This window comes from Kosakonia sp. MH5 (assembly GCF_009935945.1).
GTDB classification, from domain to species: Bacteria; Pseudomonadota; Gammaproteobacteria; order Enterobacterales; family Enterobacteriaceae; genus Kosakonia; species Kosakonia radicincitans.
The window spans coordinates 16,569-30,012 of sequence record NZ_QODH01000001.1 but is presented as its reverse complement, the minus strand read 5'-3'; the positions used below and the strand labels follow the sequence as shown (position 1 = coordinate 30,012).

General features: G+C 51.2%; 13 protein-coding genes. 8 read left to right on the top strand and 5 right to left on the bottom strand.

The annotated features are described in order from the left end of the window. Positions 1–2 precede the first annotated feature (2 nt). Positions 3–236, bottom strand: a complete 234-nt coding sequence (locus DK872_RS00115; RefSeq protein WP_007374831.1) for a hypothetical protein — start codon at positions 234–236, stop codon at positions 3–5. 674 nt (positions 237–910) lie between these two features. Between DK872_RS00115 and lpxP the strand changes: the two genes are divergently transcribed. The 7 genes from lpxP to DK872_RS00080 all read left to right on the top strand — a co-directional run bounded on the left by lpxP (position 911) and on the right by DK872_RS00080 (position 9,351). Then, positions 911–1,819: a kdo(2)-lipid IV(A) palmitoleoyltransferase gene (gene lpxP / locus DK872_RS00110; protein ID WP_161517843.1), complete on the top strand. Its 909-nt coding sequence runs from the start codon at positions 911–913 to the stop codon at positions 1,817–1,819. Positions 1,820–2,209: 390 nt separating this feature from the next. Next, positions 2,210–2,464, top strand: a complete 255-nt coding sequence (locus DK872_RS00105; protein ID WP_007374836.1) for an EF-hand domain-containing protein — start codon at positions 2,210–2,212, stop codon at positions 2,462–2,464. Positions 2,465–2,529: 65 nt separating this feature from the next. Continuing rightward, positions 2,530–3,561 carry an efflux RND transporter periplasmic adaptor subunit gene (locus DK872_RS00100; protein WP_161517842.1) on the top strand — a complete coding sequence of 344 codons (1,032 nt, stop codon included), beginning with the start codon at positions 2,530–2,532 and terminating at the stop codon, positions 3,559–3,561. Then, positions 3,554–6,688 carry an efflux RND transporter permease subunit gene (locus DK872_RS00095; protein WP_144135611.1) on the top strand — a complete coding sequence of 1,045 codons (3,135 nt, stop codon included), beginning with the start codon at positions 3,554–3,556 and terminating at the stop codon, positions 6,686–6,688. Before DK872_RS00100 ends, DK872_RS00095 begins: the two co-directional genes overlap by 8 nt. After that, complete coding sequence (locus DK872_RS00090; protein ID WP_072438675.1) at positions 6,685–7,416, top strand: response regulator; 732 nt, start codon at positions 6,685–6,687, stop codon at positions 7,414–7,416. Before DK872_RS00095 ends, DK872_RS00090 begins: the two co-directional genes overlap by 4 nt. Beyond that, complete coding sequence (locus tag DK872_RS27945) at positions 7,413–8,720, top strand: ATP-binding protein (protein WP_072438677.1); 1,308 nt, start codon at positions 7,413–7,415, stop codon at positions 8,718–8,720. The genes DK872_RS00090 and DK872_RS27945 overlap by 4 nt, the downstream gene beginning before the upstream one ends. 331 nt (positions 8,721–9,051) lie before the next feature. Next, positions 9,052–9,351 (top strand): DUF1737 domain-containing protein, encoded by a 300-nt coding sequence (locus DK872_RS00080; RefSeq protein WP_237656144.1) that lies wholly within the window; start codon positions 9,052–9,054, stop codon positions 9,349–9,351. A 335-nt stretch (positions 9,352–9,686) separates the two neighbouring features. Here DK872_RS00080 and DK872_RS00075 read toward each other — a convergent pair whose 3' ends face one another. Further along, on the bottom strand, positions 9,687–9,995 hold the full coding sequence (locus DK872_RS00075) for a hypothetical protein (protein WP_035890166.1): 309 nt from the start codon (positions 9,993–9,995) through the stop codon (positions 9,687–9,689). 240 nt (positions 9,996–10,235) lie between these two features. Between DK872_RS00075 and DK872_RS00070 the strand changes: the two genes are divergently transcribed. Next, positions 10,236–10,742, top strand: a complete 507-nt coding sequence (locus DK872_RS00070) for an RNA polymerase sigma factor (RefSeq protein WP_007374843.1) — start codon at positions 10,236–10,238, stop codon at positions 10,740–10,742. 170 nt (positions 10,743–10,912) lie between these two features. Here DK872_RS00070 and DK872_RS00065 read toward each other — a convergent pair whose 3' ends face one another. From DK872_RS00065 to exbB, 3 genes are read right to left on the bottom strand one after another with little or no spacing between them, the layout of a single operon-like run. After that, entirely contained in the window at positions 10,913–11,770 is an 858-nt protein-coding gene (locus tag DK872_RS00065; RefSeq protein ID WP_035890168.1) for an energy transducer TonB, read from the bottom strand. Then, positions 11,767–12,204 (bottom strand): TonB system transport protein ExbD, encoded by a 438-nt coding sequence (gene exbD / locus DK872_RS00060; protein ID WP_161517841.1) that lies wholly within the window; start codon positions 12,202–12,204, stop codon positions 11,767–11,769. The genes DK872_RS00065 and exbD overlap by 4 nt, the downstream gene beginning before the upstream one ends. Positions 12,205–12,206: 2 nt before the next feature. After that, complete coding sequence (gene exbB, locus DK872_RS00055; protein WP_083596707.1) at positions 12,207–13,178, bottom strand: tonB-system energizer ExbB; 972 nt, start codon at positions 13,176–13,178, stop codon at positions 12,207–12,209. Between the last annotated feature and the right edge of the window lie 266 nt (positions 13,179–13,444).

Here is a 13,444-nt window from a genome sequence, read left to right as displayed (position 1 = left end):
CATTAACGTCTGCCGTTAATGCGCTGATTATCCCTGAGAACATCAATCGCAGTTTGCATGGCGACTTTGTCATCCCGCCTTTTTTGCTTGCCCTGCATAACCTGAAGGTATTCAAGCAACGTTCGGGTATTAATCGGTCGGCCCTGTTTACCCACAGCCAGCACGGCTTCACCAAGAATAATTTTCACGGGCGGCAACTGTGCCGGGTACCAGTCAAGGGTGTCTTCTGATTTCATCATAAATTTCTCATGGAAGGGTATTGTATCATAAATCAGACATTCAATTTTCAATATCTGGTGTTCTGCCTGCTGGCTATTATTCAGATCATCAGAATGCGGATATATTGGGGGCTTATCAGCCCCGCAACCTAATCTAAACGATGCCGGGAATGACAACATTTCTCTTATACTGCTGTGGTAGAGGCCATGATAATGAAATCTATTAAATCTGTTTTTATTGAAGGAGATATCCTTTCGAACAGCCGTCACAGACAGGCAGGTCAATCTTTCTGTATTCGGTATCCACCGGGCCAGATTTAATAATGGCCACTATGCAATTATTCGTGAAATATCAGGGGTATGTTTCAAACCGGGCAAAGTTATTCAACGAAAAGGTTATGGTTTTATAACCTTACCCAAATTCACCTTTTCGCTTTTGAGTATCCTGAGGATGATGAATCCAGAAGACAACTTCCTGCATGCCAATAATCAACCCATAAATTTATGGCAAAAAAAATTACTGCTTCACTATTTTCTCCCGGTTCTCCATATTTTTTACCATTACTTGCAGGATTGTTTTATTTTCTGAATTTAAACAGTCTGCAACTGTCTAAAACGATGTGTATCGCTAAAGACGAATTCTTCATTATTTTCCTTATGCGTTACAACTTTCATTAGCATTAAGGAAATTTATGTCACAACCCTTTAATCATAATTTACTCTATCCCCGCTACTGGTTTACCTGGTCTGGTTTGGGCCTGCTGTGGCTTATAGTTCAACTTCCTTACCCGGTCTTACATATTCTGGGCTCTGGTCTTGGAAAAATATCCAGACACTTTCTGAAACGCCGGGAACGTATTGCGATTAAAAATATTGAGCTCTGCTTTCCCGAAATGACACCATTTGCCCGAAGCCAGATGGTCAATAAAAACTTTGTTTCTCTCGGTCTGGGACTGATGGAAACGGGCATGGCCTGGTTCTGGAGCGATGCGAGAGTCAAGAAATGGTTTGATGTCGAAGGGGTTGAAAACCTGACCAATGCAACCAGAGGGGTAATGGTTGTCGGGATTCATTTTATGTCTCTTGAATTGTGCGGAAGAGTCATGGGGTTATGTCATCCTATGATGGCAACGTATCGCCCACACAATAATCCATTGATGGAATGGGTTCAGACAAAAGGGCGTATGCGTTCAAATAAAGCGATGATTAATCGACGTAATTTATCTGGCTTTGTTCATGCTCTTAAGGCCGGTGAAGCTGTGTGGTTTGCACCTGATCAAGATTATGGGCCTAAGGGCAGCGTTTTCGCTCCCTTTTTCTCCGTAAAAAATGCAGCCACGACGAATGGAACATATGCACTGTCAAAACTCGCTGGCGCAGATTTGATCACTCTTAGCATGATCCGACGGAGCGATAAAAAAGGTTATCAGATGTATATCAGTAATCCGTTATCAGGCTATCCCGAGGGCGACGAGGTCGTCGCAGCTGGTTACATGAATAAAATCATCGAAAATGAAATCCTCCGTGCCCCTGAACAATACCTGTGGATGCACCGCCGGTTTAAAACCCGTCCAGCAGGTGAAACATCCTTATACGAATAATCACATCAACCTGTGACCCGCATCGGATACCTCCTTACTGGCAACAGATAGTGGTATCTGAATTACGAGTCGGTAAAACGGCGTTAATTGTGGCGCATGCAAATTCAATATGCGCGCTGATGACCTTCCCCGAAAAACTCAGTGACGAAGCGATTGCGCGCTTGCATCTCCCAACCTGGTGCCAATCATCTCCTTAATGCACATCTCCGCCAACATGGTTACGCCGCGCATCCTGAACTGAGCGGGAGTCTGCTCAGTGTTCCGATGACATGCGATGACATAAGTCTGGAACAATTCAGAAACCCTTCCTGGCTGGCTTTTCTATATTCTTTTTCCGTGAAGTTCTGCTTTTCCCGATACGCTCTCATTAACGGTAACTCGAGGTAATAAATGAAAAAGTTCCTGATGCTGGCTGCAGGTTTCGTCTTTATCAGTGCCGCCAGTGCCGCACCGGCGGATAGCCTCGCACAACGTATGCAAAATCGCTTTACTGCCGCGGATACCAATCATGATGGAAAACTGACTCTGGCCGAGGCGCAGGTTGGTATGCCACGCGTCGCCCGGCACTTTTCAGAAATAGATACCGCGAAAAATGGCTATATCACCCTCTCGCAACTCAGTGCATTTATGGCTGCGAAAAAATAATCAACCCCATGAACGCGCTATCCATGAAGACGCTTAGTGTGACATGCGGGTATGGACTGTTGTTGATGGCCGGCTGTTTTCTGGCGGGCTGTAAGCCACAGGAAAACGCTCCCCGGCAGTCGGTTCCTGTGGTTTCGGTAAGCGTGCCGCAAAAACTCACATTTGACTCGTCAATTACCGTCACCGGGACACTGAGTGCTTCAGTGCAGGTGCAGATTGCAGCGCGCGTCGCTGCGACGCTGCAATCTGTCAATTTTAAAGACGGCGACCTGGTACAGGCCGGACAAGTGTTGTTTACGTTAGACCCGGCTGCCTTACAGGCACAGCTTAATTCGGATCAGGCCACGCTGATAAATGCCCAGCGTGAAACCGACCGCGACCAGGCACTCTATCCGTCACGCGTTATCTCCTTGTCAACCTTGCAGGACGCGCAAACCGCCAGAGATCAGGCCCTGGCACAGCGGGATATTGCGCAAATTAATCTTGGTTATACGCGTATTACCGCACCTTTCACCGGACGCATCGGGCGGCGCACCGTTGATGTCGGTAATCTGGTGGGTACCAGCGGTAATACCGTGTTAGCCACGCTGAATAAAATCGACCCGTTGTATGTCACTTTCAGCCTTAATCAGTCAGACGCGACGCGTTTTGGCATTATCGCCGCACGCAGCGATGCTGTCGCGCATCAGCCGTTAGATATCACCATTCCCGGACTAAGTGAGCCTCTGCATACCGCCATCGATTTTGTCGATAACCAGCTTGACAGCGCCAGCGGCAATATCACCCTGCGCGCGACTCTGCATCAGCCGCCAGTTAACCTGCTGCCGGGTATGTTTGTCCAGGTCACTCTGCATGCGGCAGCGCCAGTGAGCCAGTTGCAACTTCCGGCCACGGCAGTGCAGGGCGACAGTATTTTCCCGGTTGCCGCGGATGGCACGGTTAGCCGCCTTAGCGTTAAAACGGCTCCCGGTAGCGGTGAGCATGTCATTTTGCTCAGCGCAATTGACAACACGCAACGCGTCCTGACCTTTGCCCGTCCGGATTTGTTGGGGAGAAAGGTGAACGTCAGCAACGAGGCGCAAAGCCAGCATGATTAAGTTCTTCCTCGACCGGCCAGTTTTCGCCAATGTGTTGTCACTGATTATCCTGATCCTCGGCGCTGTTGCGTTATGGGTGTTGCCGGTGTCGCAGTATCCCCCCATCACTCCGCCGACGGTTCAGGTGGTGACTCACTATCCAGGAGCCAATGCACAGACTTTGCAGAGGCAGGTGGCGTTCCCCATCGAGCAGCAGGTAAATGGTGTCGAGAACATGCTGTATATGAAATCCACCACCGGCAACGATGGTACCTATACCCTGAATATCACCTTTGCTATCGGCACCGATAGCGACCAGGCTCAAATCCTGGTGCAAAACCGTGTCCAGGCTGCACTCTCCCAACTGCCGGATGCGGTGCAGCAGCAGGGGGTAACGGTGCGTAAAAGATCAACGGCCATTTTGCAGTTGTATAGCCTGCAATCGAGCGACCCGGCTCAGGACACACTGTTTTTGAGCAACTACGCCACTAATCATCTGCGCGACTCACTGGCGCGCATACCTGGCGTGGGTGATGTCACGGTGTTTGGTACCGGAAATTACAGCATTCGCATCTGGCTGGATGCGGTGCGTATGCAGCAATACAGCCTGGTACCGGATGACGTCATCAGCGCTATCAAAGCGCAAAACCGCAGCGTCAGCGCCGGGCAGTTGGGCGCTCCACCCGTCGACAGTGGCCAGCAGAGGCAACTGACGCTTAACGTTAATGGCCTGCTGACCGATGCCAGCCAGTTCAATCAGATCGTTATTAAAAGCAGCACCCAGGATGGTGGCAGGCTGGTGCGTTTACAGGATGTCGGCCATGCCGAACTGGGTTCATCGAGTTATTCGCAATTTTTCACCATGGACGGTAAACCTGCAGCAGGGATTGCTATTTCACAGTTACCGGATGCCAATGCGCTGGACGTTGGCGCAGCAGTCGCTGCAGAGATGCAAAAAATGTCAACCCAACTGCCGGCAGGTATGCACTATTCACTGCCATTCGACACCACCAACTTTATTCAGAGTTCAGTCGATGACGTCTACAGCACCTTGTTGATTGCCGGGCTGTTGGTTTTACTGGTGATCGTGGCATTTTTGCAAAACTGGCGGGCGGTGCTGGTACCCGCCACCACGGTACCTGTCACCCTTATCGGCACGTTCGGTGCCATTTACCTGATGGGTTTTTCCATCAATCTGCTGACGTTGTTTGCCATCGTGCTGGCGATCGGTATCGTGGTTGATGATGCGATCGTGGTGGTCGAAGGCGTGAGTCATCATATAGAACAGGGATATACGCCGCGCGAGGCGACGCTGCGTGCCATGCGCCAGCTGTTGCCGCCAATTATTTCTATCACCCTGGTGCTGGTGGCAGTGTATCTCCCGGCCAGCTTCTTACCGGGGCTTAGCGGCCAGATGTATCGTCAGTTTGCGCTGGTGATTGCCGTGACGACCTTGCTCAGCGCTCTTAATGCGTTGACGCTGAAACCGGTGCAGAGCGCACAGTGGCTGCGACCAGTGAAAGAGGGAACCAGGCCCTGGGTTTACCGGAAGTTCAACCAGGTTTTCGGCTGGCTGGAGAACGTTTATCTCAACGGTGTTCGCCGCTTAATCCGCCACAGCAAAGCGGCGCTTATCGGTGGCATGGTGATGATCGTGCTGGCGTTAGCTGCCTTCCTCAAAATTCCTACCGGATTTATTCCGCTGGAAGACCAGGGTTACCTGTTGGTATCGCTGCAACTGCCAGACGCAGTTTCGCTGGGAAAAACCGCCAATGTTACTCAACAGGTAGAGGGCATGCTGAATCAGCAGTCTGGGGTAGATCACGTCGTGGTCATCGGTGGACTGTCACCGCTCGACAATAATGCGTCCTTGTCCAACGCGGCGCTGATTTACATCACCCTGAAGCCCTGGAACCAGCGTGGCAGGAACCAGGATTTACGTTCAATCTATCTCAACCTGAATAAACAGCTGGCAGGAATTCCCGATGCCAATGCACTGGTGATTGTGCCGCCGCCGATTCAGGGCGTCGGTAACGGCGGCGGTATGCAGATGATCCTGAGCGAGAATGACGGGAAAAGTGATTACAGACATCTGCAGCAGGTAAGTGACAATTTTGCCCGACAGGCGATGGCACTGCCGCAAGTGTCGCGCATGTTCAGCACACTGCGCGCTGATGTGCCGCAGATCAATGTCACGCTGGACAGAACGCGCGCGGCAGCGATGGGCGTATCTCCCGGTGATGCCTTTGATGCGATGCAACAGTATCTTGGTGCCAGCTATGTCAATCAAATCACCCGCGAGAACCATAGCGTGAAAGTTTATGTGCAGGCGCAGTCAGATCAGCGTCTGCTGCAACAGCAAATCTCCGCACTGACGGTAAAAAATGCCAGCGGTGAGCCGGTTTCGCTGGCGACACTGGTCAGTTTCACCCCGACCCGGGGGCCAGCTGTTGCTTCTTTATATAATCTCAACCCGGCTGCCACGCTCACCGGTATGCCCGCACCGGGTTACAGTAGTGGGGCAGCGATGCAGGCGTTGGAGACACTGGCTAAAGCCACTCTGCCGCCGGATATCAGCCTGTCCTGGACCGATATGTCGTATCAGGAAAAAGTGGCCGGAAACCGTATCTATATTGCCTTCGCCATGTCACTGCTGCTGGTTTATCTGGTGCTGGCGGCACAATATGAAAGCTACTGGTTACCTGTCAGCGTAATCCTTGGTGTCCCACTTGCCTTATCAGGTACGGCAATCACATTGTTAGCGCTGAATATCGCTAACAATCTTTATACTCAGATTGGCGTGTTATTGCTCGTCGGTCTTGCCGCCAAGAATGCGATCCTGATTGTCGAATATGCCCGTCAGCAGCGCCTGGCCGGTAGTAGCATCATTGATGCTGCACTGACGGCGGCCAGAACGCGTTTCCGGCCGATTATCATGACATCGCTGGCGTTTACCCTGGGCGTAGTACCGCTGATCTTTTCCAGCGGTGCCAGCGCCAGCGCCAGAAAATCACTGGGGATTACCGTTTTTTCGGGAATGTTGTCAGCGACTTTGCTTGCCATTCTGTTAGTCCCTTGTTTTTATGTCGTTTTGCAACGTGCACAAGAGGCCTGGCAGGCGCGACGCAGTCGGGGGAATGATTTATGAGTGACGCGAAACCCGGGTATAAGGCGAAGAAAATCCTCGTTCTGGACGATGAAAATGAACTGCGCAGCATGCTGCAACGCTATTTAAGCGATCAGGGGTTTGAAGTCAGAACGGCGGAAAACAGCGCGCGACTCGACCGGTATTTGCAGCGTGAACCTTTTGATCTGCTGGTGCTGGATCTGATGATGGAACCGGAAGATGGTCTGTCCGTTTGCCGCCGCCTGCGCGCGGCGAAATACACGTTGCCTATCCTGATGCTCACTGCGCGCGGTGACCCGATAGACCGGGTGATTGGTCTGGAAACCGGCGCTGATGATTATCTCGCCAAGCCTTTCCTGCCGCAGGAATTGGTGGCGCGTATTAAAGCAATCTTCCGGCGGCAGGCGTTGCAGCGTGGTGAAACACCCAGCGGTTCGGGAGAGGTCTGTTTTGGCCCTTACCGCCTGGATATCACCCGTCAGACGCTTTACCGCGCAGATCAACCGCTGGCACTAAATTCTGCTGAAATGAATCTGTTGATTGCGCTGGCTACCACGCCTAACCGGCCGATCAGCCGGGAGAATCTGCTGAACCGCGCCAGAGGACGCGAGTATGAAGCGCTGGACCGAAGCGTCGATGTGCAGATTTTACGCCTGCGCCAGCAACTTGAAGTGCAACCTTCCGAGCCCCGCTGGCTGAAGACCGTCTGGGGCGTGGGTTACATGCTGATTGTAGATAGCGAAACGTGAAAAAATTCTGGCCTCGCTCCCTGCTGGCACGCAACAGTGTCCTGTTGATATTGCTGGTAACATTGACGCAATTCACCACGCTGGCGGTGTTTCTGGTTTTTATCCAGAAACCCCGGGTCAATGACGCCGCCTCGCTGATTGCCTCGCAGATCGTAATGCTCGATAAGCTGCTGGCAACGGTGCCAGCCAGGGATCGTGATCGCTATGTGCAGGCGGTGCAGGGCGTTGCTCAGCCACCACAGCATTCCATAGAAATACCCACGCTGGGACTGGCTGGGTTCTATCGTCGTTATTATCTGAAAGTCTTTCTTGATAGTCTGCATCAGCAACTTCCGGCGGGCATTCAGTTGCGCTGGGAGCAGGCACCCGGAAAAAAATTATGGGTGAAGGTGAACACCGCCGGGCAGCCGTACTGGATTGCGCTGGCCGTGGAGCCTTCGGACCATCTTTCTGGCCTGATAAGCGCGATTTTGCTGTCAGTCGTTTTGTCCCTGATGGCATTGCTCACCGCTTATGCCCTGCAACGGCGCATCAACCGGCCACTGACATCACTGGCTCGGGCCGCAACTGACGTCGGAAAGGGAGGATGGCCGCGTCCCTTATCGCCAGAAGGGCCGACTGAAATCAAGACGGTCAGCCTGACATTTAATCACATGCTGGATGGTCTGGCTGAGATGGAGAATACCCGGGCGCAGATGCTGGCCGGTATTTCTCACGATCTGCGAACGCCACTGACCAAGCTGAGGCTGTCGCTGGCAATGAGTGAGCAGGGGAAATCCACCCAGGATGATTTTGGTCGTTATTTTGATGACGTTGATAACATTCTTCAGCAATTTATTGATTATGCCCGTGGCAGTGCAACGGAGTTAACTCAGCCCGGTGACATCAACCAGATAATTACCGAGCTGACACATGATTTTACCGGGCTGGGACAGAACTTTAGCCTGAACCTTGCCCCGCTGCCGGTGTTCCTTTTCCGCCCCGTCAGCGTGATGCGCCTGCTGACAAACCTGATGCAAAACGCAGCCAAATATGGCCGGACTGGATTAGAGGTTGCCAGCTGGCGGGAACAAAATGTCGCCAAAATTGCGGTACGCGATCGCGGTCCCGGTGTTTCAGAGCAGGATTTATTGCTGATTATCAAGCCCTTTCATCGCGGAGCTGGTACTGCCGCCCGGCATAACGGTTCCGGTCTGGGATTAGCCATCGCGCACCAGATTGCCCGGCAGCATGGCGGGGATCTCAGCGTCAACAGCCGGGCAGGCGGCGGGCTGGAGGTGATGGTTACGCTGCCTTTAGTCTGAGATTCCAGTTTGCCACAGTCTGTAGTGGCACGATTTATCGTTCCTTCAGATCGGTGTCTCAATATTATTGATACGTGTATTTTCACAATACGAGAGCATTTTAAAATGCTTCTTGATTCGATATTCCACTCCTCCAGCATCCGGACATGCACCTTAACCGAAATTGCCGGGAGAAAATCTATGTTGTGAACCACGCGCAATTACCCGGGCAATGCATTTGAACATGCCGTGAGCTTTGTGGTCAGACTGGCCATCGTGGTATTTTACGGTTTTGTGAAGATGAGAATAACGACAGAGCCTAACAGGCTAAATTTGAAAGAGGAGTACTACCATGATCAATCCAGAAATAAAAAATAAGGGCCATGAACCTCCGGATGGTCTTCCTCGTTACCGTCTCCTGACAGGTAAGGATGACGCTAAATTTTGTCATCGGGTTTCAGAAGCGCTGGCGCTTGGTTATCAACTGTATGGTTCCCCCGCCGCGACGTTTAATGGGCAGGATGTGATTGTTGCACAGGTATCATATGGCCTGAGGTGCAGCCGGATCAGGCTTCGTAGCAATGGCGTCGGTTCACAGTGTCAGGAATCCGCCCGGAGCTGTTCTTCACCGCCTGTGTTTGTTGTAAGGTAATTTGCATCACTCGCCGAGACACATTTTTTTTTACGCAGGCCTTCTTATTCGTTCTGTCTTTCACTGTTTGCCAGAACTGTGGACCGCAGTAATCCCACTCCGTGCTTTAATCAACGAGATGTCGGGTGCAAATTAACGGAAAGACAGATTTGACTGGCGTATTCAGGAAGCAAAAATCAACCAATTCAACCATTATCAGGCAGATGTATAGCTATCAACATCAGATCTCGTTTTCTGTAATTCAGGTGGCCTCACCTGCTATCTGATACTGGAGAAATACCGACAGCACCATTATTTGGCCGGGAACTCAAAAAATACATGGAACTAAAACGGGTCTATTGACAGGCCGTCTCACAAGTTACCAGTGCATCATTCGCATCTTTTTTGGGTGATGCGTCAATGCTTTTACGTGCTGGGTGGGGATAAGTTGGACGGAAAGCCCATTGTTTGAAAAGTGTGCCCCAGGAACGTGAAGTTGCACAAGCCTCCATTCCAACGATCAAACCGGCAGGAAACTGGAGAATGCAGTCCAGCAATTTAGCTCGGGAAACCTTACAGGTAAATGCAATCCCGTCATTCATCCAGACGCAGATCTGAAAGACTGATTTAACCAGATCGATGCTAATGACTTTTATCGCGTTCATGATGCTGTTCCTCTGAAAAAATACCCATTATAAATGTGGCAGAACTTGCGCTGAGAGAGGGACATCCTGGCTGTCTTTGTCAGCCCGTACTTTTCATACCGTTTCCTCATGTCCAAATCTTCGCGAATCTTTACTCACTCTCAGAGTATCTATATATGGAAATACTATTAGTGTCGTGTGCTGAATTCGTTTATATTTAGTTTAATATTAAATTATCCTTGTCCATCTGGAGTTATAACGGTGATAGCAACTCATAATATTCTCGATGTGTTTGTTGATCTCCATCCGACATTGCAGCGGATAATCACCTATCGCACCGGTTCACGGCAGGTTGCTCAGGATCTGACGCAGGATATTTATTTTCGTATACTTAATCTGGCTAATCAGTTTCCGACTCATGACGACGCGCGAAATTATCTGATTCGCATCGCCATGAATGCCTCAACGGACTATGTTCGTACCGAACAACGCCGTAGCCAGCTACTCAAAGGCGCTTTTGAGCTATTTGAAAACTACATGCCAACCCCGGAAGAAAACCTGCATTATAAGCAGCAAATAAAAGAGATAGATGATGCTTTATCCTCTTTACCTGAAAAGTCTCGAGAAATCCTCTACATGAGCCGCGTTGAGGGTATGACTCATGCACAGATAGCAGAAAAGCTTGGCGTATCCCGTAGCCTGGTAGAGAAATATGCGGTTAAAGCAGTGCTGCACTGTCGGGAAGTTTTGCTGAAAAATCAGTCGTAATTTAAAATAGATTATCACTTCCCTTTTATTCTTTATTCCATCCTTGTTATTTTATTTATCCAGTAAAACTTCTCACTCCCATTTTTTAAATTTATTCACTTTTGCGCAGACGATAAAAAATAGCCACCTTCGCATTACGACGATGGCGGTAATTTTATTTTAGGCTTCAGTCAAACATTGCGAATAGAAAATGAAACTGGCACCACTAATACCATTCTATCCGATTGCGTAAACGCGCTGGCCGGTGGTTTTGGAAGCGGAGATGCTCGCTCCAGCAGCTGGAGCGATTCACGATCCAACGTAACATAACCTTTACTTTTCTCAATAGCAGTTTCCAGTACATTGCCATTGCGGTCGATAGTGAAGCGTACCATCACTGTATCCTGCTGTTTCATCCGCAGCGCATAGCCGGGATAGCGCTTCTCGCGCTGAAGCTGGGCGAGGATCATCGACTGCCAGTTCTGCTTCTCCGTGGCGGCCTGATTACTGGCGGCGCCGACCTGCGGGGCCTGATTCTGTTGTGAAAGCCGTTCGCTGCTGTTGCTGCGCACTGAGTCCGGCGTGGTGATTAATGCCGGTTTTTTTACCTCAACTTTTTTGGGCAGTGGTTTAACTTCGCGTGGCTTAACGGTTCGCTGTGGTTTTGGCTGTTTAGCCTCCGCTTTCGGCCTCTGCTTGCTGTCGTGGACCACCGCTTTGACCTCGGCGTTTTTCACTTCTTTCGCCGCCACATCCAGTTTGGCGGACGAAGGTGGCGGTGCTGATTCATCGGGTTGGCTAGCCTGCTGTGCAACGCTTTCCTGGCTGGAAATCTGCGAGGTGGTTGGCATCACCGCCATAATAACCGACATCGGTGCCGCTGCCGGGTTGGGCATCACCATCGGTGGTGCCGGCGGTTTCCGCAGCAGATATATCAGCACTAACAGATGTACAGCAACCGCCAGCAGCAGACCGATTGACCACGATAGCTTTTCTCCACGCGGCTTTACGCGCAGGGGCTGGACATTATTGAGAATAAAGCTGGTCATGGATGATTCCCTGCCGCCTCACTGGGCAGGCCAATCAATGCCACTTTGGTATAGCTGCCATCGCGCAGCAGATCCATAAAGGTCATCAGCCGTGCATAGTCGATATCTTTATCTGCCCGCAAGAAAATCCGCGCGTCCTTATCGCCGTGGGTTCCGGCATCCAGATCGGCGATAAAATCTTCCCGGCTCACCGGTTTATCACCGATGTACAGTTGGTTATCGCTCTTCAGGCTGACGGTAATTGGCTCCGGCGCAGGCGTCGGCTGGCTGGAGGTTGTTGACGGCAGATCCAGCGGAATATTGGCCGTAGAGAGCGGCGCCGCTACCATAAAGATGATCAGCAGCACCAGCATCACGTCGATAACTGGCGTAACGTTGATCTCGGCAAGCGCGTTCAGATCGTCGCCGCCAGCGGATTGAGAGAAGAAGGCCATAGCTATGATGCTCTCGTCAGAAGAGGATGAGAGTTCTGTTCCAGCGCATCCAGATCGTGGCTGAGCAGGCACAGGGTCAGGGTCATCGATTCGGCCAGCAGCAGGCGATAGCCGGTGATAAGCCTACCGATAACGTTGTAGAGGATGACCGCCGGAATGGCGACCACCAGCCCCAGCGCGGTGGTAAACAGCGCTTCGGCAATACCGGGTGCAACCACGCTGAGGTTGGTGGTCTGCGACTGCGCGATGGAGATAAAACTGTGCATAATACCCCAAACCGTGCCAAACAGGCCGATAAACGGCGCAACGGCGCTGGTGGTGGCGAGGATGCTGGCACCCCGTGTGGCCAGGCGCGCTTCCGCGGCTTCAATGCGCTGGATAAGGGCGACAACGCGGTCGCGCAGCGCTTGTACCGCTTGAGTCGACAGGCGATCATTCGCACGATCCAACTCGTTCAGCGCAACCTGGCGCATTTGTTCACAGCTCTTCGCGGAGAGTTCGCCACACTGGTGAAGCGAGCGTTTACCGGTCAGCAGCAGGAGATTTTTTCTCAGGCGGCGACCACGCACCAACAACTCCAGGGTTTTACCGGACCAGATGCTCCAACTGAGTACGGAGGAAAAAATCAGGATCAGGATCACCGCTTTTACAATCCGGTCCGCGTGGTGATAGAGGGCGAGAGGTGAAAAGTCTGTCAGCATCGGCGGTTTTGCGGCTACGGTGACGACAGGTCGTGTTGTACCAGCGGGTTGTGTAGCTTCGGTGGTTGCCGGGATAAGGTGTGGCTGAACTGGACTCTGAACACTTTCGCTGGTGGCGCTGGCGGAAACCGCATTGACCGGAATGGCCTGCGGTTCAGCCCGTACGGCCATCGATGCTGCGATCAATAACAGCAATGGTAAGCTGAAGTTGACGCGGATTTTTGCCGCACCCGACGCATCGTCAGATTTTTCAGAATTGGTATGCACGCTCATTCACTCCTCATTACACTGGCATAAATCATTCGGAATACCGCAGGTCAGCACTGCACGCTGTGGTGATACGATGAAAACGACCCTACCTGCCGTTTTCATCACCCGCCGCAGCAAAAAAACTCGATATTTTTAATGTCGTGTGATTTTTAGTTTTTTTTGCCAAATTAAAATTAATGGCCAGATAATTATTCTTGTTGAGTCAGCCGGTAGCGCCAGCGCCTGTATATGAAGGTGATGAGCTGGCAACAGAAAATATTTTTTACTAC

Excerpts from the sequence above, each read along its gene's own strand:
- DK872_RS00105 (WP_007374836.1), top strand. The coding sequence starts at position 2,210 with ATGAAAAAGTTCCTGATGCTGGCTGCAGGTTTCGTCTTTATCAGTGCC.
- exbB (WP_083596707.1), bottom strand. The coding sequence starts at position 13,178 with ATGAGCGTGCATACCAATTCTGAAAAATCTGACGATGCGTCGGGTGCG.
- DK872_RS00065 (WP_035890168.1), bottom strand. The coding sequence starts at position 11,770 with ATGACCAGCTTTATTCTCAATAATGTCCAGCCCCTGCGCGTAAAGCCG.
- lpxP (WP_161517843.1), top strand. The coding sequence starts at position 911 with ATGTCACAACCCTTTAATCATAATTTACTCTATCCCCGCTACTGGTTT.
- DK872_RS00095 (WP_144135611.1), top strand. The coding sequence starts at position 3,554 with ATGATTAAGTTCTTCCTCGACCGGCCAGTTTTCGCCAATGTGTTGTCA.
- DK872_RS00115 (WP_007374831.1), bottom strand. The coding sequence starts at position 236 with ATGAAATCAGAAGACACCCTTGACTGGTACCCGGCACAGTTGCCGCCC.
- DK872_RS00075 (WP_035890166.1), bottom strand. The coding sequence starts at position 9,995 with ATGAACGCGATAAAAGTCATTAGCATCGATCTGGTTAAATCAGTCTTT.
- exbD (WP_161517841.1), bottom strand. The coding sequence starts at position 12,204 with ATGGCCTTCTTCTCTCAATCCGCTGGCGGCGACGATCTGAACGCGCTT.
- DK872_RS00090 (WP_072438675.1), top strand. The coding sequence starts at position 6,685 with ATGAGTGACGCGAAACCCGGGTATAAGGCGAAGAAAATCCTCGTTCTG.
- DK872_RS00100 (WP_161517842.1), top strand. The coding sequence starts at position 2,530 with ATGGCCGGCTGTTTTCTGGCGGGCTGTAAGCCACAGGAAAACGCTCCC.
- DK872_RS00080 (WP_237656144.1), top strand. The coding sequence starts at position 9,052 with ATGATCAATCCAGAAATAAAAAATAAGGGCCATGAACCTCCGGATGGT.